The following is a 20,381-nucleotide window of genomic DNA, read 5'->3' as shown; positions in this document are numbered from 1 at the left end:
ATAACCAAAGGCTACCTGAAACCGCAGATAAACGGTTTCAGGTAGCCTTTTGGTATTCCCGCCGTGCTGTTTATTCCACCACAATCTGCGGGAAGCGGTTGCTGAAGTCTTTGCCTTTGGCGGCCACGGCCAGGGCGGTTTGCCAGGCGGCTTCGCTGTAGATTTGGGCGATGGCGGGGTGGGCGGCCTGCATTTGGGCGGCGCTGCCGCTATCCATGGCTTCGCGCACGGGCAGGCTCAGGGGCAGCTGGCCCAGCAGCGGCACACCGAGGCGTTCGGCCAGCGCTTTGCCGCCGTCTTGGCCGAAAATAGGCTCGTGGTGGCCGCAATGGCTGCAAATGTGCACTGACATATTTTCCAGCACGCCGAAAATGGGGATGTTGACTTTGCCGAACATATCCACGGCTTTGCGCGCGTCGATCAGGGCGATGTCTTGCGGGGTGGTCACCACAATGGCGCCGGTAACGGGGATTTTCTGCGACAGGGTGAGCTGGATATCGCCGGTGCCGGGCGGCAGGTCAACCAACAGGTAGTCCACATTATCCCATTCGCTTTGAAACAGCAGCTGCTGCAGGGCCTGGCTCACCATGGGGCCGCGCCACACCACGGCTTGGTCGGTATCGACCAGAAAGCCGATAGACATCACTTGGATGCCTTCGGCCGAGCGCACGGGGATGAAATGTTTGTTTTCCTGCTGCGGTTTGCGCTCAGGCACGCCGAGCATGGTGGGCTGGCTGGGGCCGTAGAGGTCGGCATCGAGGATGCCCACGCGCGCGCCCATGTTGTGCAGCGCCACGGCGAGGTTGGCGGCGGTGGTGGATTTGCCCACGCCGCCTTTGCCGGAAGCGACGGCGATGATGTTTTTCACGCCGCTGATGGTGCGCACGCCGGGCTGGACTTTGCGGGCGGTGATTTCGCTGCGGATGTTGGTTTGCACGTTTTGGGTGCAACCGGCTTGGGCCAGCGCGGCGGCGATGTTTTGCTTGAGCCGGTCGGCAATATGGCCGACGGGAAAACCGAAGCAAAGTTCGATTTGCAGGCCACTAGCAGTTTGTTCGATGGCTTGCAGGGCATGGCTGCGGCCGATGGTGAGGCTGCTGTTGGGTATGGCGACGGCCTCGACGGCGGCGCGTAGGGTGTTATCGTTGTGCATGATGTTTTTCCTTGAGGTGTGTGTGGATTGGGGAAACAGGCTACCTGAAAACGGGAAATGCCGTTTCAGGTAGCCTGTTTGGTTGGCCGGGTGTTTTAGCGGGTCGGCTACGAGAACAGCCGTTTGGCCAGCTCGCTGCCGGGCTCGATGCCCACCCGTTTCATTTCGTCTTGCCGCGCCACCACATAGCTGCGGATTTCTTTCAGCCATTGGGTGGAAAGCTCTTCGAGCTTGTCGTTTACCAAATCCAGGCCGAGCATGCTGGAAAGCTTAACGGCGATATCCATGAAGCGGTTGAAGTTTTTCTCGCCGTCGGGGATGTGCGGGGCATCAAACAGCATGCTGATGCCGCGATAATTCTGGGTGGAGAGCAGGGTGGCGGTGAAGGCGCTGTTGTCGAGGGTGGAGATGGCAAACAGCGGCTCGCCTTTGGCATCGTTCAGGTAGAACATGCCGTCGTGGGAAAGCTCGAAGCCTTGGCGCTCTACCGCGTTGCGCAATTCTACGCCGCTCACGTTGTTGCGGGACACCAAATGGATGGCGATGGTTTGATCCACGCGGGCGCACAGGTCGTCCAGCGGGCGGGCGATGGAAAGGAAGGTGTCGATGTCGGTGAGCAGCAGGCCGCCGTCCATTTTTTCGGCAAAGGCGTTGGCCTGTTCGCCGAATTGCTCCAAATCGGCAATGCTGGCCAAGCCGTTGCGGCTGATGGCTTGCAGGCCAATCACAAAGCCTTGGTAGTACACGCTGGGAATCGGCTCGGCGATTTGGAAGCGGTCGTCCATGGTGCAGCCGGCGATGCGGAAGCGGTGGCGGCTGGAAAGGCGCGGCATGGCATGCAGTTCCTGCGGCTCTTTCAGGGAAATGTAGCAGAGGTAGTCGAAGCGGCTGTCGAACCAGGGCAGCTGCTGTTTGGCCAAATCCTGCAAATCAAGCAGCAGCTTGCGTTTGGCCGGCTCTTGGGTTTGCGAGGGCGCGGCCGCCGGCACGGGCTGGAAGTTGAACGCGGGGGCTTCGGCGGCGGGCTCGGCCTGCAATACTGGCTCGGCAGGTGTGCTGCCGGCTTCGGTCGGCGTTTCGGCAACGGGCGTTTCGGCGGCCGGTTCGTCTGCACGGCTGAATTTAACGAAGGCCGGCTGCAGGCGCGGCGCAGCCTCTGCTTCGGCAGCGGGAGCTTGCTGCTGGCCGTCGCGCACGGAATGGGTGTGGCTTTCCATCAGTGCGTCTTTATCGGCATGGCCGAATTGGGCGCGGATGGAATCGCGGTATTTCTTTTCCTGATAGGTGTTGTACAGCAATACGCCGAACACGGGGGCGAAAATAAGGATGGCGATAATCAGAATGGTGTTGGTGCTCATTGATACTTCCGAAGGGGAGCTGTCGAAACAGCGGAATTATATAGCGAAAAGGCTTTCTTTCCCATAGACGGCCGTTTCAAACCCGGCCATATTGTGTTGGCTCGGTTTGATTTGAACGATTACTGGGGCATTAGTGGGAATAAGGCTACCTGAAAAATACGCGCTTCTGCTGCGGCAACGGCTTCCGGTTTATTTGCCTTCATCCTGCCCGCGCTCTTTTTCTTCGCGTTCTTTTTCTTCCAGCTTCTGCTGTTTGGCGGTGAGCTCGGGCAGCTCGAAGTGGATGTTGAGGCCGTTGGGCTGCACATTGGCGGCGCTGATGCGGCCGTTGTGTTTGCCGATTACATGGCGGGCAATGGCTAGGCCAAGGCCGGTGCCGGGCTTGTGCGCGCCGCTGTCGGCGCGGTAGAAGGCGGTGAAGATGTGCGGCAGCTGGCGTTCGTCCACGCCCGGGCCGTTGTCGGCAATGTCGATGTGCCAATGGTGTTTGTGGCCGGAGAGACGGACATGGATTTTGCTGCCTTCTGGGCTGTAGGCCATGGCATTGCGCAATACGTTGTCGAAAGCGCGATAGAGGTAGCCTTCGTTGGCAGAAACAGTGGCTTCGGCATCGGCCGGGTCGTAGGCAAAATCGATTTGCTGATTGTTCTGCACGGCGATGGCGCGGCAGTCTTCCACCAGGTTTTCCAAGAAGGGCACCAGCTTGAGCGGGTCTTTTTCCATTTCCACGTTGGCGGTTTCCAAACGGGAAAGGGTGAGCAGCTCGCCCACGAGTTTGTCCATACGGGTGAGCTCGGATTCGAGGCGCTTGATGTTTTGCTCCTGTTTGTGCGGCTGCACTTGCAGCAGGGCGAGCAGCGCCTGCATACGCGCCAGCGGGGAGCGCATTTCGTGCGAAACGTGGTGCAGCAGGTGGCGTTCGCGTTCCACCAGTTTTTGCAGGCGGCCGGCCATGTGGTCGAACTGGACGGCGAGTTTGGCCAGCTCGTCGCGCCGGCCGAGCAGCTGGTGGGAAATACGGGTTTCGAGATCGCCTTCGGCCAGGCGGCTCATGCCGCGCTCCAGCGTGCGGATGGGTTGGGAAATATTGCGGGCAAGGATGTAGGCCAGAAGCAGGCCGACGATGATGATGAAGCTGAGGATAATGAGCTCGTGCCACACCGGCGCCATTTCCACGCCGGGAATCATCAGCGGGGAAGGCAGGCGGGTGGGCTGTTGTTTGTCCCAATCGGCCAGCATGAAGATGTATTCTTCGCCCAATGGGTCGTAGGCCACGCGCACGGCGCGGGTGTTGGGGTATTCGGCGGCGAATTTGCGGGCGGCCAGGATGCGGGCGGGCTCGACCTGGCGCTGGAAAATATCGGCTTTGCTGTCGCCGGAAATCACGAGGATGTTGTCGAACGTGGGGGTGTTGTTCCAGTCTTGCAGGGTTTCGCGCACGCCGGAGAGGCCGCGGGTTTGAAACACGGTAACGGTGCTATTCAGCAGGCCGGTTTCGAAGGCGCGCTGCTGTTTGAAACGGCTTTCGGCCACTCTATCCTGCACCAGCCAGAAGGAGAAGCTAGCCACAAAAATGGCGGCGATGATAACGAAGAAGAAGGTGAGGAAAATCCGCTGGAACAGTTTCATGAATATGCTTTGGCGGGAAGGTTTGCCCAGCCACAAAACAATGCCGCCGTCAGTCGGTTTAGGCTTGGCGGCGGCCGTTGGGTGGATAGTGCAAATGAAGAAGCGGTATTTTCAGGTAGCCTTTATCCTGTTTGATGCAGGCTACCTGAAAGCGTAAGCTTCAAAAAAATAAAATTGAAATATCAGTTTTTCACAAACAGATAACCCAGGCCGCGCACGGTTTGGATGAGCGAGGCGTCGCCCAGTTTGTGGCGGATGCTGGAAATGTGCACATCGATGCTGCGGTCGAACTTAGCCAGCTTGCGGTCGAGCGCTTCGAGCGAGAGGGTTTCTTTGTTCACCACCTGGCCGGCATGGCGCATCAGCACTTCCAACAGATTGAATTCGGTGCTGGTGAGCTCCAGCGGGGCTTCGTTGATAGTGGCTTGGCGCTTGGCCGGATAGAGGGTAACGTCGCTCACGGAAATCACATTAGGCGTGTTGTTGTCCGGCTCGGCCAGGCGGGTACGGCGCAGGATGGCGTTGATGCGCGCCAAGAGTTCGCGCGGCTGACAAGGCTTGGGCACATAGTCGTCGGCGCCCATTTCCAAGCCGATGATGCGGTCGATGTCATCGCCTTTGGCAGTAAGCATGATGATGGGGATTTTGCTCTGCTGGCGCACGGTTTTGAGCACATCCAGCCCGCTCAGTTTGGGCATCATGGAATCCAGCACCACCACGTTGTAGTTACCGGAGAGAATTTCGCTTACGCCGGCTTCGCCGTCCGGCACGCTGCTAACTTCCAACCCTTCGGCGCTCAGGTATTCGGTTAAGAGCTCGGTGAGCAGGGCATCGTCGTCTACCAATAAAACACGGTTCATACTTACTCCTTAGTATTTTATGTGCCGTTGCAGCACGGAAACTTTGCTGCCGGGGCTTGCCCGGCAATATGGCCAACCAACGTGATTTTTCCAGCTCGGCAGCCGGGATTAGGCTGGTTGACTGTTGAATTTCAAGCGTCTTAACACTTTGCCTGATACAGGCGAACAAGCCAAATTCTTTTGCGTATCTTTGCGTAAGTCGGGCGGGATATCACGGATGTTATGCTTGTTTAAGCCCGGCAGGAAACGGCGCTTGGTTTTAACGGGGTTGCCGCTTCACTTTCAGGTAGCCTCATCCCTCGTCAAACCCCGCTGCCGCTGCGCGAAGCCGGCTGGCTGCCGCTATTGCCGGCAGGGGCGGAAGCATTGCCGCAAGTGAGGTTGCCGGCGGCCTGGGGCATGGTTTGCACATACAGCTGGCACTGCTCGCGCAGGGGCTGCACCACTTCGGGCGCGGCACGGAATGCAGCGGCGGTGCTGAGCAGGCCGGGCATTTGTTTGGGGTAGTAGCGGCCCATGTTCACCAGCCAATCGGCAGCTTCGCGCGGGTGGCCGTCTTGCTCCAAATAGAAGGCGCGCACGGCGGTGTTGGCATAGGGGCGGAACAGGCTGGCGCGCAGGGCGGCATCACGCCCCCACTCGGGTAGCGGGCGCAGCCAATCCACTTTGCGAATCAAGCCCATCTGTGCGTAGTATTTGAGGAAATAGTGTTTGCTTTCCAGCTCGCGCAAGGTATCCACCTGTTTGTATTGCGGATAGCTTTCGGTGGGATTGGCGTAGGCGAACACCAGGCGGTGGTAGGCAAAGCCGTATTGCACAATGATGGCGGCCGCCAGCGCGGCAAAGGCCATGCCGAAACGTTGCGGCCACTTGCCGGTCTGCACGATATACCAGCCGGGCGCTTTGGCCGGCGTGAGGCTCATCATCACAACAAACGGCGTGAGGAAATACACATACCACAGCGGATACTCCAGCAGGCTGTGGCACAGCGATACGGCCATCAGAGCCAGCATCAGCGCCGAAGACGCGCCCAATCCTTTTTTCAGGTAGCCTGTAGCCACCGCCAGCCAGCCGCCGAACACCAAAATGGCACCCCCCACGCCCATCTCGGCCAAAATTTCCAGCATACTGTTGTGGCTGTGGGTAAACAATACGCCCACGTCATAATTGCGAAACGCCGAGCCACGCATGGCCAGCGCGAAACTCTCGTGCGCATAGCCCTGCCAGCCCACGCCCAGCCACGGATGCTCCATAAACACCGTCCACGCCTTCGCCCATTCCGAAGAACGCCCCGGGCTGGCCGCATCGCCCGACACCAAACGCCCCACGCCGGAAGATTGCACATCGGGAGCCAGCCACGTATCCACCAGCCAAGGCATAATCAACTGCGCCGCCAGCACGCCCAAAACCAACAGCCCCGTCAGCGCGCACCAACGGCGCAGCGGCCGCCCGCCCAACACATACAGCAGCGGCACCAGTAGCAGCAACGCCCCCACATACACCATAATCGTGCGCGACGTAATCACCCCGATCACCTGCAGCAGAAACACCGCCAGCGCCAACGCAATCAGCCCCGGCAGCCGCCGCCTGCTCCACAGGTAGCCCAGCGCCAGCACGCCCCACATCATGTAGTGCCCCAAATGATTGCGCTGCCCCACTTGGCCGAACACAAAATACTTCTGCGGCGCGCGCATCATTCCCGGCAGCCAGGCAGTGTGGCCGATAAACTGAAACACGCACACCAAGCCCTGCAACACCGCCCCGCAAAGCAGCGCCCAGGCAAAAATCTCCACCACCCTGTCTTGCCCCAGCCGGGCTACCTGAAGCCGACAAGCCCAAGCCAGCAGCGCCATCACGCAAAACACCGCCGCCGTCAAATCCGACATTTCCGGATACGGCAGCCGCAAAATCCGCGCCTGCACCAGCCAAAATCCCGCCAGCAGCACAAAAAACACCATCGCCCCCGGCAGCCGCGCGCGCGCCGGATTGCGCCATAGCGTGAGCAATGCAAACAAAGCGGCAAACAGCAGCGAGCCGCTCTCAATAAACCAGCCTCCCTGTGGCCCCGTGCGCCAAGACGACAAAAACGGCACCACCGCCATCAGCGCCATGCCCAGCCACACCACCCAGCTTTCTTTCAACCGTTCCCACATCATGCCCGCTCCCTCTTGCCTGCTCGCATAAACATCAGGCACGACACAAAAAACAACATCCCCGAGGCCAAAGCCGCCGCCGCACAAACCCGGCTCGCCGGCTGCGCGTCAAACAATCGCACCACCGCCTCTGCCGCATAAAACAGCACTAACATCCCGCCCAGCAGGAAAGTTTGCCGGTTGCGCCGCAACACCCCCGGCAGCAGCAGGCACAAAGGCAGCGCCTTCAAAGCCAGCCAAGAGCCGCCCGGGCACAGCGGCGCCAGCCACAGCTCCCAAGATAGAGAAAGGAAAATCAGCGCAAACAGGCTGCACACAGCCGCGCGGTAGACAAAAGATGGCGAAATCGGCATTGCTTGTTCGAATTAAAAAAGAATCGGGTTGAATGAATAAAGAGGCTACCTGAAACCAGTAAAGGCAGGTTTTACACCCGCCTGCTGCAATGGAAAGGCTACCTGAAAATGCCAACGCAGGGCTTGGCGGCGCTAAAGCTGAGGCTTTCAGGTAGCCTCATCCGCTTCCGTGGCTTCCGCCGCATCCGCATTCGGCTTAAACAGCCGGCACATCAGCAAGCCCGCCTCATACAGCGCAATCAGCGGCACCGCCAGCAGAAACTGCGAAATCACATCCGGCGGCGTCACAATTCCCGCCACCACAAATGCCGCCACCACCACATAAGGCCGCGCCGTTTTCAGCGCCGCGAGCGATACCGCCCCCATCCGATACAGCAACACCACCAACACCGGCAGCTCAAACGCCATACCGAAAGCCACAAACATCCCCAACACGAAGGAAAGGTAGCGGTCGATGTCCGTCATCATGCTTACCCCTTCCGGCGTGGCCGAGGCAAACACTTTAAACACCAGCGGGAACACCAAAAAATAGCAAAACGCCATCCCCGCAAAAAACAGCCCCACGCTTGAGAGCAACAGCGGCAGCACCAGCCGTTTTTCGTGCCGGTAGAGCGCCGGCGCCACGAAGGCCCACAGCTGGTAGAGCGTATGTGGCAGCGACACCAAAAACGCCGCCATCAGCGCCACCTTCAGCGGCACAAACACCGGCGCAATCACATCAATCGCCTGCATATGCGCCCCCGGCGGCAGGCTCGCCATCAGGGGTTTGGCCACCAGCGCATACAGCCGGTTGGCAAACGGCACCGCTGCGAACAGGCACAGCAGCAACACCGCCGCCACCCACATCAGGCGGCGGCGCAATTCCTTCAAATGTTCCACCAAAGGCTGCGCGTTCATCTGCCACCTCCCGCCTGTTTGCGCACCCGCAAACGCGGCCGCACCCGCACGCGCGGCTGCAGCTTGCGCCGGCACGCACGCGAGCGCTGCCCCAGCGAAGGCGTGTGGAAGCCCGGCGCGGTCGGCGCATCCCGCAGGGCAGGCAGGCCGTCTTCGTCCAAGCCGAAATCCGCCGGCGTGCGCTGCGGCGGCAAACGCTCCCAGGCCGGCACATCCGGCGCGGCCGAAGAGCGCAAATGCTGCATTTCCTGGCGCAACTCGTTGGCCGTATCCGCCAGCGTTTCCTGCATCCGGCGCAAATCGGCCATATCCGCATGCTGCGCCAGCTCCGCCTTCAGGCTGCCGGCCAAACGTTGGAGTTTGCCCGCCATCCGTCCGGTAGCCCGCGCCGCCTGCGGCAGCCGCTCCGGCCCGAGCACCACCAGCGCCACCAGTGCCGCCAGCAGCATCTCGCTGAACGCGAAATCAAACATCGCCTATTCGCCCGGCTTCTCTTCTTTGTGTTCAACAATCTGCTTGGGCGCAGCCGTTTCGCTCTCGCCCTCGCTGCCTTCGTTTAGGCCCTTTTTAAAATCGTGAATTGCCCCGCCGAGGTCTTTGCCCACATTGCGCAGCTTCTTCGTGCCGAAAATCAGCACCACCACAATCAAAATCACCAGCCAATGCCAGCCGCTAGAAATACCCATCATTCTTTCCTTTCAATCCATTCAACGGCAGCACACATGAGGCTACCTGAAACCGGCGCGGCAGGTTTCGCCAAAACGTTGTTTCCGGCCGAATTAAACAGCCCCGCCGCCAATCTGTAAACAGCCGCGATTGTAACAGCGGGCGCGGCAAACCGAAAGAACGGCGCGGCAGGCGGATGGGATGACAGCGCAGCAGTAAGCAAGCTGCGGGTGTTGGGCAAGCCATGCCATGCCAATTTCAGGTAGCCCTTGTTAGGGCTGCGGGCAGATAGTCAGCCTATTCCTACGGGGTTTCAGCTAGCCTGCAAGATGGCGGGCTGCAAGTTATCCTGTTGGAACGGTTTTATCCTGCCAATCTGAATGAGGCTACCTGAAAACGGGTGGCAGCCCAAAAGCTGACTTGGCCACACCGCCATGTATAGTGAATTAAATTTAAATCAGGACAAGGCGACGAGCCGCAGACAGTACAGACGTTACGGCAAGGCGAGCCAACGCTGTACTGGTTTAAATTTAATTCACTATATTCCCGCCAAGCCCATCGTTGCCATTTCAGATAGCCTTCCGCCGCGCCGCCAAACCCGGCCGTTCGCTATATAATGCTGATTCCTTCTTAATTGCTTACTCCCGCCCGCTCCATGCTCCATCTTTATTCTTCCAACCGCCTAGAATTCCTTGCCGAAACCGCCGTTGCGCTGATGCAGGCTGCGCCGCCGGAAGCGGTGTTTGCGCCGGAGGAAATCGTGGTGCAGAGCCAGGGGATGCGCCGCTATCTCAACCACTATTTGGCCGAGCGCAGCGGCATTGCGGCCAATTTGAGTTTCAGCCTGCCGGCGGCACTGAGCTGGCAGCTCACGCGCCGCTTCCTGCCGGATGCGCCGCGCCTGAACCTGTTTGCGCCGGAAGTGTTGCGCTGGCGGCTGCTGCCGCTGTTGGAAAATGCCGATTCGACCCTGCCCGCAGTGTTGCAGGGCTACCTGAAAAGCAGCACGGCGGCGGCTTATCATTTGGCGGGGCGGCTGGCCGACGTGTTCGACCAATATTTGGTGTACCGCCCGCATTGGCTGGCGCAATGGGAGCAGGGCAAGCTCAACGGCTTGGGCGCAGACGAAGCCTGGCAGGCCGCGCTGTGGCGCACGCTCGCCGCCGAAGCCCCCGCCGCCCACCGCGCCGCGCAGCACGAACGGCTGCTGGCCGCGCTGAATCCGGCGCGCCTGCCGCAGCGTTATTTGGCGTTCGGTATTTCCACGCTGGCGCCGGTGTATCTGGATTTGTTGCAGGCCTTGGCCGAACACACCGATGTGCACCTGTTCGCGGTCAATCCCAGCCAGCAATACTGGGGCGACATCCAAAGCCCGAAACGGCTGGCCGCGCAGGCCGAACCCGCAGCCGAAGAGGCCGGCCACCCGCTGCTCTCCTCGCTGGGCAAACAGGGGCGTGACTTTTTCGACCGCCTGGCCGTGAGCACCCACGCCATGGAGCAGGTGGAACTCTTCCCTGTGCCGCCCGAATCGCCCAGCCTGCTGCAACGCCTACAGGCCGATATCCAGCTGTTGAGGCTACCTGAAAAAGGCAGCGCGCAGATGGACGGCAGCATCGTGATCCAAGCCGCCCACAGCCCCCTGCGCGAGCTGCAAATCCTCAAAGAACACCTATTGCGCCGTTTGGCAGACAAGCCCGAGCTGCAACCGCACCACATCGCCGTGCTCACCCCCGCCGTGGAAGACTACCTGCCCTTCATCCACGCCGTGTTCGGCGAAGCCGCGCCCGGCAGCCGCGCCCTGCCGTATTCCGTGGCCGACGTGCGCCTCAGCCGCAGCCAGCCTTTGATGTTGCTGGCCGAGCAGCTCATCGCCCTGATGCAAAGCCGCTTCGAAACCGAACGCCTGCTGCCCCTGCTGGATGCGCAAGCGGTGCGCCGCCATTGGCAGATGGATGCAACCGATGCCGAATTCCTGCGCCGCAGCGTGGCCGAACTCAATGTGCATTGGGGCGCGGATGCCGAAATGCGCGCCGAGCACGGCGGCAGCGGCAAGGCCTTCACTTGGCAGCAGGCCGCCGAACGCGGCGTGCTGGGTTGGTTGCTGCCCGAGGGCGAAGATGCGCTGTGGCAGGGCGTGCACCCTTGGGCGGCCGATTTTGCCCGCCAGCCTGCCCAAGCCGCTTGGTTTGTGTTGCTGGGCAAACTGCGCGAACACCACCGCCGCTGGCAAAGCCCCGCACCCGTTGAAGGCTGGATCGAACGCTTCCGCGCCCTCTTGGCCGATGCCGCGGGCGATACCCCCGCCGAAGCCGACCAGGCCGCATGGCAGCAAATCAGCCAGGCCTTGGCCGCATGGCAGGAAGAAGCCGCGCTGGCGGGCTATACCGAAGCCCTGCCGCCCGACACCGCCTGCCAGCATCTGAGCCTTTTCTTCGGCCAAAGCAGCGAAGCCGCCTTTTTGCGCGGCGGCATCACCTTCTGCAGCATGGTGCCCATGCGCAGCCTGCCGTTCGACACCGTGTGCCTGCTCGGCCTGAACGACGGCAAATACCCGCGCCAAACCCCCGCCCCCGCCTTCGCCCTGATCGCCCGCCACCCCCAATCCGGCGATCGATCCCGCCGCGACGACGACCGCTACCTGTTCCTCGAATCCCTGCTCAGCGCCCGCAGCCACCTCTATCTGTCCTACATCGGCCGCGACCACCTCAAAGACGAAGCCCAAGCCCCCTCGCCACTGCTGAGCGAACTCATCGACACGCTGGCGCAAATGGCCGGCCAGAGCAGCACCGATTTTGCCGCCGCCCATGTGCGCCAACATCCCCTGCAAGCCTTTTCCACCCGCTATTTTGCCCCGCCAGAGAATGGGGAAAACTCAGCCGGTCTCAGTGAAAACGAGCTTTCAGGTAGCCTGTCCGGCCTCCGCCAAGACTACGCCCAAGCCCTCAACCAGCCCGCCGCCGAAGCCGCGCCCTTTATCAGAAATACCCCGCCCGAAGCCGCTGTCGAGCCCACGGTATCGCTCGACAGTTTCCTAAACTTCTGGAACAACCCGGTGCGCTATTGGCTGCGCCACGCCCTGCAATGGAAAGTCCCCTATGCCGATCGTCCCGCCGATTCCGCCGAGCCCTACGCCATCGAACACCCCGACGAAGTGAAACAGCGCTACCTCGACGCCCGCCGCCAGCATGAAGATTTCGCCCAAACCGAAGCCAAGCTGCAGGCCGACAGCCTCCTGCCCGCCGGCCTGCTCGGCGAAATCCTGCAAGAGCCCGAGCGCAGCGCCGCCAAGCAGCTCGATTCCGAACTGCTCGCCAGCCCGCGCGAGCCCGACTTCCCCTTCCGTTTCGAGCACGGCGGCCACACCCTTATCGGCAGCCTCACCCACCTGCACCAACACGGCCAAATCTTCTACCGCGCCGCCGAACTCAAAGCCCCCGCCGAAATTAGGCTGTGGCTGCAACACCTGGTGTATTGCGCCGTCCACCCCCAAGCGCAAGCCACCCACCTCGTTTCCCTCGACAGTCCGCAAACCCTGCCGCCGCTGCCGCAAGCGGAAGCCGCCGAGCAACTTGCCCGCTGGTTCGACTACTACCTGCTCGGCCAACAACAGCCGCTGCCCCTTTTCCCCCGCACCAGCCTGGCCGCCGCCAAAGCCTGCACCGCCGAAGACCTCTCTGCCCAAGGGCTACCTGAAAAAGCCCTTACCGCCGCCCGCGGAAAATATCGCGACAGCCGCGACTACTCCGGCCAAAACCAAGATCGCGAAATCGCCCAAGTGTACGGCCGTGATGAAGACGAACCGATTAACAGCCCCCTATTTGCCCGCCTCGTTTTAGAGCTGCTTGCCCCGCTGCATTTATGGTTTGCTTCTGAAGAGGGTAAAGGCAAAAAGGCCGGTTAAACAGGCAGGCCGTACTAAAAACATGCCGCACTCAGACAGAGGCTACCTGAAATTTGTTTAGCCGCATCAGGCTTGCGAGCCGGTTTCAGGTAGTCTTACTTCAAATTGTATCACAATTTAACACACTGTATTTAAATTACATTTTTAAATTTTCGCACAAACTGTTAAAAAATTTCCTCATTCGTGCCAAATTTCTATTGACAACTCCCCGCCCCGTCTCTAAAATGCGCGCTTCCTTTCCCCGATAGCTCAGTAGGTAGAGCGACGGACTGTTAATCCGCAGGTCGCTGGTTCGAGCCCAGCTCGGGGAGCCAAAGGGTCGTTAGCTCAGTTGGTAGAGCAGCGGACTTTTAATCCGTTGGTCGAGCGTTCGAATCGCTCACGACCCACCAAATTTTAAAAAGCCTAAACATCCCGTTTAGGCTTTTTCTTTATCCCCTGCCCATCATGCCCGTTCGCCAAACCCTCCCCGCCCGCCGCCTATCCGTTGCCCCGATGTTGGACTGGACAGACCGGCATTATCGATACATGGCCCGCCAAATCAGCCGCCATGCCTGGCTCTACACCGAAATGATTCATGCCGGCGCCATCATCCACGGCCAGACCGAGCGTTTTTTGGGCAAAGACGAGAGCGAAAACCCGGTTGCCCTGCAGCTGGGCGGCAGCAATCCGGCCGATTTGGCCAGAGCCTCTGCCATCGCAGCAGGCTGGGGCTATGACGAAATCAACCTCAACTGCGGCTGCCCCAGCCCGCGCGTGCAAAAAGGCGCGTTCGGCGCCTGCTTGATGAACGAAGTGGATTTGGTGGCCGATTGCCTCAATGCCATGCAGGAAGCCGCGCCTAATTGTGCCGTAACCGTGAAACACCGCATCGGCATCGACCGCCAAACCGAATATCAAACCGTGTGTGACTTCGTGGGCACGCTCGCCGACAAAACCGCCTGCCGTACCTATATCGTCCACGCCCGCAATGCCTGGCTGGAAGGCCTTTCGCCTAAAGAAAACCGCGATGTGCCGCCCTTGAAATACGACTATGTTTACCGCCTCAAACAGGACTTTCCCCAGCTGGAAATCAGCATCAACGGCGGCATCAAAACCAATGCCGAAATTGCCGAACACCTGCAACACGTCGACGGCGTGATGATTGGCCGCGAGGCCTACCACAACCCGATGCTGATGCAATCGTGGGACAGGCTGTTTTACGGCGAAAGGCTACCTGAAACCGATTTCGACACCCTGATTCACGTGCTCTACCGCTATATGCAGCGCTCGCTCGCTACCGACCCGGGCCTCACCATCCGCCACATGCTGCGCCACTACCTCGGCCTGCTGCATGGCCGCAACCATGCCCGAGTGTGGCGGCAGATGCTCTCCGATGCCACCCTGCTGCAAAGCAACCGCCCCGAATTGATTTTGGAAGCGTGGGAGAGGGTTTCCGCCGGGGTTTAACTGCATAAAAGGCTACCTGAAAATTCAGGTAGCCTTTTGCTTGGGCGCTTGTTTGAGTAGCGGCATGATGCAAGACCGCATGAACAGGCTGCCAGTGCGGGCTACCTGAAAGCCATCTAGCAACGCAGCCGCCAATAGCAACCGTGTTTTATAGTGGATTAAATTTAAACCGGTACAGCGTTGGCTCGCCTTGCCGTACTATTTGTACTGTCTGCGGCTCGCCGCCTTGTTCTGATTTAAATTTAATCCACTATAGCTTCGCAGAAACTCAGCCTTGGCTACGCCAAGACATCGTTTTAACTCCGTTGAAGCTTACGCTTTCAGGTAGCCTCTTCGGGCACAAGCATCACCTAGCCGCTGGCGCCCGTTGCAACCGCCTCCTGCGTTTCGGTTTGGGTATCGTCCACATCTTGCAAGGCCTGGTAGGCGGGGAGCAGGAGTTTGGCAATCAAGGAAAGCTGCTGCCAGAGGGTGTGGGCGTGGGGGCTGGCGCTGCTGTCGGGGCGCAGGGCGGTGAGCTGTTGGCGCAGGGCGCTGTAGGCTACCTGAAATTCGGCTTCGGTCAGGCCGGGCAGTTGTTCGAGCAGGCGGGCGGTTTCATTGGCGGCCTGGGCGAAGGCGGCGTTGAAATCGGGCTCGATTTGGCCGGGGCTGAGGCGGCTGCGGTAGGCGCCGAGGGCGGAAATGTAGCCGTTGATGGCGTAAACGGTTTTGAGCAGGGTGAAACCGCCGGGCAGGTGTGCGGCGTATTTTTTCGGCTCGCCGGACATGTCGGAAAGGGTGCTGCTCAGTTGGGCGGCGCGTTCGTGGGCGCGGCGGCGTTCGCTGCGGTAGGCGGCATCGTCGCACTGGCCGCCTTGCTGGAGCTGGTCGGTGATGCTTTTCAGGTAGCCTGCGTTGCCGGCCAGGGCACGTTGGGCGGTGCGGGCGAGGGAAAGGTAGCGCCAATCCGGCCAGAGCATGGATACGGCCCACCAGGCCAGCGCGCAGCCGACGATGGTGTCGAGCAGCCGCCAAGGCAGGGCGTCGATGCCGTGCAGGCCGGCGATGTAGAGATTGGTGATGGCTTGGATAGTGATGAAGAAGGTGGAGTAGCTGTATTTGTTGGTGCGGAAGAAGAAAAACAGGGTGCTGGAAGCGGCCACCACGGCCAGCTGGGTGGCCAGCGAGGGGGTGAAATAGGGCAGTAGCGAGCCGACGGCCACACCGGCCATTGTGCCGACCACGCGTTGAATAAGGCGGCTTTTGGTGGCGGAATAGTTGGGCTGGCACACGAATACGGCGGTAAGCAATACCCAATAGCCCATGGGCAGCTTGAGGCTTTCCACTAAGGCGATGCAGAGGAACACCACAATGGAAAGCCGCACGGCGTGGCGGAATACGCCGGATTCAAAGCTGAGATGATGGCGCAGGATCTTGAGATGGCTGCGCCAGCTGCCGGCATCTTCGCGCACGATGCGGGTTTGCTCGCTGGCTTCGGTATAGCCCGCTTGCTCGCCGGCCAGGTGGGTGAGTTGGTAGTTGATGCCGTAGAGGTTGTCGATAAGGCGGCGCAGGCTGCGCGGGCTCTTATCGGCTTGGGTGGCTTGGTGGTGCTGGTATGAGCGGCGGATGCCGGCGGCCAGTTTGTCCAGCTTGGCATTGTCCGGCGCCGCGCTGCCGCGTTGCAGGCTGTGCGCCATGTCGCGGCAGGCCTGCGCCTGCCATTCGATCAGCCGCTGGATGCGGAAGATGAGGTCGCTGTGGCTGAGCTCGGCCACAAAGCGGCGGTATTCGCCGATGTAGCTGGAGCTGGCGCGCTCGTGGATGTCTTGCGCGGCAAAGTAGTAGTGCAGCATGCGGGCGGTGCGCGGGTGGCGGTGCTGGCCGCGCATGCGGTAAAACAAGGCGCTGCGCACTTGGTTGAACGCGGCAATCACTTTGCCGTTTTGCATGGCCAGGGCGATTTGCCGCTGCTCGAGCTGATCGGTGTCGTCGGGGTCGAAAAATTGGGCTTTGATGTCGAGGTAGCCCGCAAGCTCGGTATAGGCCGCAGCCATGCTGTCTTGCACCGGGCGGTGCGGCAAAATAAGGTGCAGCAGCAGGGTGTTGCCGCTGTAGAGCAGTGTGCCGCACAAAATCAGCAGGGTGTTGGCATACCAAACCATACTATGGTTGATGGTGAGGATGGTGTAGAGCGCCACCACCAGTGTGCCGAAGGAGATGGTGCGGTAGCGCAGGCTGATGGCGCCGGACAGGGTAAACACGAAGGTGAGCAGCGTCATCGCGGGCAGAAACAGCAGCGGCTGGCCGAACGTAAACTGCACGGTGAGCGAAGAAACGCTGAAGGCGGCAATGGTGGAGAGCAGATTTTGGATGCGGCCGGTGAGGCGGTTGTCTAAATCCACCAGGCCGCCGGCAATCACGCCGAGCACCAGCGGCATACACATCAGCGGCTTCTGCCAATACCACACAGCCAGCACGGCCATGCACACGCTAACCAGCATCGGCAGCGCGGCCAGCACGCGCGCGGAAAGCCATTTGAGCCGGGATGGGATAAGGGGCATGGTGGGTAAATAAAGGATGAGTGGGAAAGGGCGCTATTTTAGCGCAGGCAGGCGCGGCATGATACGGCTGCACCTTCGGCGGCAGGGTTTTCAGGTAGCCTTGCAATGCGGAACACGAGCACCCCTATCGTGTTTGTCCGCACCGCAGCAAGTATGGTCGCCTGCTTTTGTAGCGGAAAAGACGGACGGCAGGCTACCTGAAAGCGCAAACTTCAACGAAGTTATAGTGGATTAACAAAAATCAGGACAAGGCGGCGAGCCGCAGACAGTACACACGTTACGGCAAGGCGAGCCAACGCTGTACTGGTTTTTGTTAATTCACTATATCTTGTTTATACAGTGCAATCTGCCCGGCAGCGTGTTAGAATGCGCGCCGGTTTCGGGCTGCGCTTTCAGGCAGCCTCAAGCCTTTGTTTTATTTCCAACCTGCCCTGCCTGTCTGAAACCCTAACCATGCGCCTGCGTCTGTGCGGGCTTATGCTTAGTGTTTTAGCGGCAGCGGCCTTTTCCTAAAGGAATCCTAATGTTTAACAAACACGTCAAATCCTTCCAATACGGCCAGCACACCGTTACCATCGAAACCGGCGAAATCGCCCGCCAGGCTGCAGGTGCGGTGAAAGTATCCATGGGCGAAACCGTGGTGCTGGTGGCTGTTACTGCTAACAAAGAAGTGAAAGCCGGGCAGGATTTCTTCCCGCTCACCGTGGATTATCTAGAGCGCACCTATGCCGCAGGCAAAATCCCCGGCGGCTTCTTCAAGCGCGAAGGCAAACAGAGCGAAAAAGAAATCCTCACCAGCCGCCTGATCGACCGCCCCATCCGCCCGCTGTTCCCCGAAGGCTTCTTCCACGACATCCAAATCGTGGCCACGGTGGTATCGGTTGATCCGGAAATCGATTCCGACATTCCCGCCATGATCGGCGCCTCTGCCGCGTTGGTATTGAGCGGCGTGCCTTTTGCCGGCCCCATCGGTGCCGCCCGCGTGGGCTACCTGAACGGCGAATACGTGCTGAACCCGACCAAAACCCAGCTGGCCAAATCGCAGCTGGATTTGGTGGTGGCCGGTACTGCACAAGCCGTGCTGATGGTGGAATCCGAAGCCCAAATCCTGCCCGAAGACGTGATGCTCGGCGCCGTGGTATACGGCCACAATGAAATGCAGGCCGTTATCCGCGCCATCAACGAGCTGGCCGACGCGGTCAACCCCGAAGTGTGGGACTGGAAAGCACCCGAAACCGATGCCGCTCTGGTGGCCAAAGTGCAGGAAATTGCCGGACAAACCGTGGCCGAAGCCTTCAAAATCCGCCAAAAACAGGCACGCACCGCCAAGCTGGACGAAGCCTGGGCCGCCGTGGAAGCCGCGCTGATTACGGAAGACACCGACACCCTGGCCGCCAACCAAATCAAAGGCATCTTCAAGCATTTGGAAGCCAACGTGGTGCGCAGCCAGATTCTGGCCGGCCAGCCGCGTATCGACGGCCGCGACACCCGCACCGTGCGCCCCATCAACATCCAAACCGGCGTACTGCCGCGCACCCACGGCTCCGCCCTCTTCACACGCGGCGAAACCCAAGCCCTGGCCGTGGCCACCCTCGGTACCCAGCGCGACGAGCAAATTATTGATGCCTTGAGCGGCGAATACACCGACCGCTTCATGCTGCACTACAACTTCCCGCCCTATTCTACCGGCGAATGCGGCCGCATGGGCGCGCCCAAACGCCGCGAAATCGGCCACGGCCGCCTGGCCAAACGCGCCCTGCTCGGCGTGCTGCCCTCGCCCGAAGAATTCAGCTACACCATGCGCGTGGTGTCTGAAATCACCGAATCCAACGGCTCTTCTTCCATGGCCTCCGTGTGCGGCGGCTGCTTGAGTCTGCTCTCCGCCGGCGTGCCGCTCAAAGCCCATGTGGCCGGTATTGCCATGGGCTTGATTCTGGAAGGCAACAAATTCGCCGTGCTCACCGACATCTTAGGCGACGAAGACCACCTCGGCGACATGGACTTCAAAGTGGCCGGTACCACTGAAGGCGTCACCGCCCTGCAGATGGATATCAAAATCCAAGGTATCACCAAAGAAATCATGCAGATCGCCCTGGCACAGGCCAAAGAAGCCCGCCTGCACATCCTTGAGCAGATGAAAGCCGCCGTGGCCGGCCCGCAGGAGCTCTCGCAGCACGCCCCGCGCCTCTTCACCATGAAGATTAACCAAGACAAAATCCGCGACGTTATCGGCAAAGGTGGCGAAACCATCCGCGCCCTCACCGCCGAAACCGGCACCGAAATCAACATTGAAGACGACGGCACCATTACTATCGCCGCCGTGAATGTGGAAGCCGTGGAAGCCGCCCGCAAACGCATCGAAGAAATCACGGCCGAAGTGGAAGTGGGCCAGGTGTACAACGGCGTGGTGATTAAGATTTTGGACAACAACGTTGGCGCCATCGTATCCGTGATGCCCGGAAAAGACGGCCTGGTGCACATCAGCCAAATCGCCCACGAGCGCGTGAAAGACGTGAACGACTACCTCAGAGTCGGCCAAAACGTGCGTGTGAAAGCGCTGGAAGTGGACGACCGCGGCCGCGTTCGCCTTTCCATGAAAGCCCTGCTGGATCAAACCCGCGAACAATAAGCGCAGGATGATTAGATAAAGCAAAGGCTACCTGAAACCTTTTCAGGTAGCCTTTGTTTGAAAAAAGAGAATTAAAATAAGAATGCTACGGCATTGGTTTGCCTAGCCGTATTGCCTGTACTATCTGCAGATCGCCGCCCTGTCCCAGCCTTATTTTAATCCGCTATACCAATGAATGCTGAAGCAGTGATTTGCCCGTATGGCAAGCAATCGCCGCAGAGAAAACAGTGTTCCAGCACCTAGGAGAAGCCCATGCCCAACCGCCCCACCTTCAAAGAAGCCGACAGCATCGACCTCCACATCCTCAAGCTCTTGCAGGAAAATGCCCGCTTGAGCATGACCGAGCTGGCCGAACGCGTCGGCCTGTCCGCCACCCCCGTCACCGAACGCGTGCGCCGCCTGGAGCGCGACGGCTACATCACGGGCTACCACGCCCGCCTCAACCCCGCCCGCCTGGGCTATGGCTTGCTGGTGTTTGTGGAAATCAAACTGCATTCCAAATCCGGCGATATTTTTGAAGAATTCCGCCGCGAAGTGCTGAAAATCCCGCAAATCCTCGAATGCCACCTCGTGTCCGGCGAATACGACTACCTGATCAAAGTGCGCCTGCAAGACATGTCCGCCTACCGCGACATGCTCGGCAAAATCCTGTTGCAACTGCCCTCCGCCGTGGAAAGCCGAAGTTATGTGGTGATGGAGGAAGTGAAGGAAAACGGGCCGCTGGCCTTGGAAGATTGGGAAGATTAAACCGAAGTCTACCTGAAAGCGTAAGCTTCAACGGAGTTAA

The 20,381-nt window shown here is 59.9% G+C and carries 14 protein-coding genes, 2 tRNA genes and 1 pseudogene; 7 read left to right on the top strand and 10 right to left on the bottom strand.

Annotation, left to right across the window (positions count from 1 at the left end):
- Nucleotides 1–70: 70 nt before the first annotated feature.
- The 9 genes from apbC to tatA all read right to left on the bottom strand — a co-directional run bounded on the left by apbC (nucleotide 71) and on the right by tatA (nucleotide 9,089).
- Nucleotides 71–1,153, bottom strand: a complete 1,083-nt coding sequence (gene apbC / locus HMPREF2796_RS02255) for an iron-sulfur cluster carrier protein ApbC (protein WP_070630629.1) — start codon at nucleotides 1,151–1,153, stop codon at nucleotides 71–73.
- Nucleotides 1,154–1,260: 107 nt separating this feature from the next.
- Nucleotides 1,261–2,511, bottom strand: a complete 1,251-nt coding sequence (locus HMPREF2796_RS02250) for a cell division protein ZipA C-terminal FtsZ-binding domain-containing protein (protein WP_083308616.1) — start codon at nucleotides 2,509–2,511, stop codon at nucleotides 1,261–1,263.
- A gap of 189 nt (nucleotides 2,512–2,700) precedes the next feature.
- Nucleotides 2,701–4,140, bottom strand: coding sequence for a sensor histidine kinase (locus tag HMPREF2796_RS02245; RefSeq protein ID WP_070630627.1), 1,440 nt, complete (start codon nucleotides 4,138–4,140; stop codon nucleotides 2,701–2,703).
- Between the two features lie 182 nt (nucleotides 4,141–4,322).
- Complete coding sequence (locus HMPREF2796_RS02240) at nucleotides 4,323–5,000, bottom strand: response regulator transcription factor (protein ID WP_023887968.1); 678 nt, start codon at nucleotides 4,998–5,000, stop codon at nucleotides 4,323–4,325.
- A 302-nt stretch (nucleotides 5,001–5,302) separates the two neighbouring features.
- The gene (locus tag HMPREF2796_RS02235) at nucleotides 5,303–7,156 is read right to left on the bottom strand and encodes a PglL family O-oligosaccharyltransferase (protein WP_070630625.1); all 1,854 of its coding nucleotides are present in this window, start codon (nucleotides 7,154–7,156) and stop codon (nucleotides 5,303–5,305) included.
- Nucleotides 7,153–7,500: a DUF2069 domain-containing protein gene (locus HMPREF2796_RS02230; protein ID WP_371327458.1), complete on the bottom strand. Its 348-nt coding sequence runs from the start codon at nucleotides 7,498–7,500 to the stop codon at nucleotides 7,153–7,155. The genes HMPREF2796_RS02235 and HMPREF2796_RS02230 overlap by 4 nt, the downstream gene beginning before the upstream one ends.
- A gap of 153 nt (nucleotides 7,501–7,653) precedes the next feature.
- On the bottom strand, nucleotides 7,654–8,403 hold the full coding sequence (gene tatC / locus HMPREF2796_RS02225) for a twin-arginine translocase subunit TatC (protein ID WP_064104090.1): 750 nt from the start codon (nucleotides 8,401–8,403) through the stop codon (nucleotides 7,654–7,656).
- A complete protein-coding gene (locus tag HMPREF2796_RS02220) occupies nucleotides 8,400–8,852 on the bottom strand; it encodes a twin-arginine translocase TatA/TatE family subunit (RefSeq protein ID WP_246826832.1) in 453 nt (150 codons plus the stop codon). Before HMPREF2796_RS02220 ends, tatC begins: the two co-directional genes overlap by 4 nt.
- 27 nt (nucleotides 8,853–8,879) lie before the next feature.
- Complete coding sequence (gene tatA, locus HMPREF2796_RS02215; RefSeq protein WP_023887973.1) at nucleotides 8,880–9,089, bottom strand: Sec-independent protein translocase subunit TatA; 210 nt, start codon at nucleotides 9,087–9,089, stop codon at nucleotides 8,880–8,882.
- A 417-nt stretch (nucleotides 9,090–9,506) separates the two neighbouring features.
- Between tatA and HMPREF2796_RS11480 the strand changes: the two are divergent.
- The 5 genes and pseudogenes from HMPREF2796_RS11480 to dusA all read left to right on the top strand — a co-directional run.
- Nucleotides 9,507–9,613: pseudogene (locus tag HMPREF2796_RS11480) on the top strand (IS5/IS1182 family transposase); the annotation flags it as partial.
- A gap of 111 nt (nucleotides 9,614–9,724) precedes the next feature.
- The gene (gene recC, locus HMPREF2796_RS02210; protein WP_070630617.1) at nucleotides 9,725–12,970 is read left to right on the top strand and encodes an exodeoxyribonuclease V subunit gamma; all 3,246 of its coding nucleotides are present in this window, start codon (nucleotides 9,725–9,727) and stop codon (nucleotides 12,968–12,970) included.
- 238 nt (nucleotides 12,971–13,208) lie between these two features.
- A tRNA-Asn gene (locus HMPREF2796_RS02205) sits at nucleotides 13,209–13,284 on the top strand.
- A 2-nt stretch (nucleotides 13,285–13,286) separates the two neighbouring features.
- Nucleotides 13,287–13,362: transfer RNA gene (locus HMPREF2796_RS02200), tRNA-Lys, on the top strand.
- A gap of 55 nt (nucleotides 13,363–13,417) precedes the next feature.
- Nucleotides 13,418–14,419 carry a tRNA dihydrouridine(20/20a) synthase DusA gene (dusA, locus tag HMPREF2796_RS02195; protein WP_070630614.1) on the top strand — a complete coding sequence of 334 codons (1,002 nt, stop codon included), beginning with the start codon at nucleotides 13,418–13,420 and terminating at the stop codon, nucleotides 14,417–14,419.
- 350 nt (nucleotides 14,420–14,769) lie between these two features.
- Here dusA and yccS read toward each other — a convergent pair whose 3' ends face one another.
- Nucleotides 14,770–16,965 (bottom strand): YccS family putative transporter, encoded by a 2,196-nt coding sequence (yccS, locus tag HMPREF2796_RS02190; RefSeq protein ID WP_070630612.1) that lies wholly within the window; start codon nucleotides 16,963–16,965, stop codon nucleotides 14,770–14,772.
- 523 nt (nucleotides 16,966–17,488) lie between these two features.
- Between yccS and pnp the strand changes: the two genes are divergently transcribed.
- Together pnp and HMPREF2796_RS02180 are read left to right on the top strand one after the other, a co-directional pair.
- Complete coding sequence (gene pnp / locus HMPREF2796_RS02185) at nucleotides 17,489–19,594, top strand: polyribonucleotide nucleotidyltransferase (protein ID WP_003824754.1); 2,106 nt, start codon at nucleotides 17,489–17,491, stop codon at nucleotides 19,592–19,594.
- Nucleotides 19,595–19,846: 252 nt separating this feature from the next.
- Nucleotides 19,847–20,341, top strand: a complete 495-nt coding sequence (locus HMPREF2796_RS02180; protein ID WP_070630609.1) for a winged helix-turn-helix transcriptional regulator — start codon at nucleotides 19,847–19,849, stop codon at nucleotides 20,339–20,341.
- Nucleotides 20,342–20,381 lie beyond the last annotated feature (40 nt).

Source organism: Eikenella sp. HMSC071B05 (assembly GCF_001811325.1).
Classification (GTDB): Bacteria; Pseudomonadota; Gammaproteobacteria; order Burkholderiales; family Neisseriaceae; genus Eikenella; species Eikenella corrodens.
This window is presented reverse-complemented; position numbering and strand designations above follow the sequence as displayed.

What these genes read in the sequence shown, in the direction of transcription:
- apbC (WP_070630629.1), bottom strand. Translation starts at nt 1,153, where the DNA reads ATGCACAACGATAACACCCTACGCGCCGCCGTCGAGGCCGTCGCCATA.
- HMPREF2796_RS02250 (WP_083308616.1), bottom strand. Translation starts at nt 2,511, where the DNA reads ATGAGCACCAACACCATTCTGATTATCGCCATCCTTATTTTCGCCCCC.
- HMPREF2796_RS02245 (WP_070630627.1), bottom strand. Translation starts at nt 4,140, where the DNA reads ATGAAACTGTTCCAGCGGATTTTCCTCACCTTCTTCTTCGTTATCATC.
- HMPREF2796_RS02240 (WP_023887968.1), bottom strand. Translation starts at nt 5,000, where the DNA reads ATGAACCGTGTTTTATTGGTAGACGACGATGCCCTGCTCACCGAGCTC.
- HMPREF2796_RS02235 (WP_070630625.1), bottom strand. Translation starts at nt 7,156, where the DNA reads ATGATGTGGGAACGGTTGAAAGAAAGCTGGGTGGTGTGGCTGGGCATG.
- tatC (WP_064104090.1), bottom strand. Translation starts at nt 8,403, where the DNA reads ATGAACGCGCAGCCTTTGGTGGAACATTTGAAGGAATTGCGCCGCCGC.
- HMPREF2796_RS02220 (WP_246826832.1), bottom strand. Translation starts at nt 8,852, where the DNA reads ATGCTGCTGGCGGCACTGGTGGCGCTGGTGGTGCTCGGGCCGGAGCGG.
- tatA (WP_023887973.1), bottom strand. Translation starts at nt 9,089, where the DNA reads ATGGGTATTTCTAGCGGCTGGCATTGGCTGGTGATTTTGATTGTGGTG.
- recC (WP_070630617.1), top strand. Translation starts at nt 9,725, where the DNA reads ATGCTCCATCTTTATTCTTCCAACCGCCTAGAATTCCTTGCCGAAACC.
- dusA (WP_070630614.1), top strand. Translation starts at nt 13,418, where the DNA reads ATGCCCGTTCGCCAAACCCTCCCCGCCCGCCGCCTATCCGTTGCCCCG.
- yccS (WP_070630612.1), bottom strand. Translation starts at nt 16,965, where the DNA reads ATGCCCCTTATCCCATCCCGGCTCAAATGGCTTTCCGCGCGCGTGCTG.
- pnp (WP_003824754.1), top strand. Translation starts at nt 17,489, where the DNA reads ATGTTTAACAAACACGTCAAATCCTTCCAATACGGCCAGCACACCGTT.
- HMPREF2796_RS02180 (WP_070630609.1), top strand. Translation starts at nt 19,847, where the DNA reads ATGCCCAACCGCCCCACCTTCAAAGAAGCCGACAGCATCGACCTCCAC.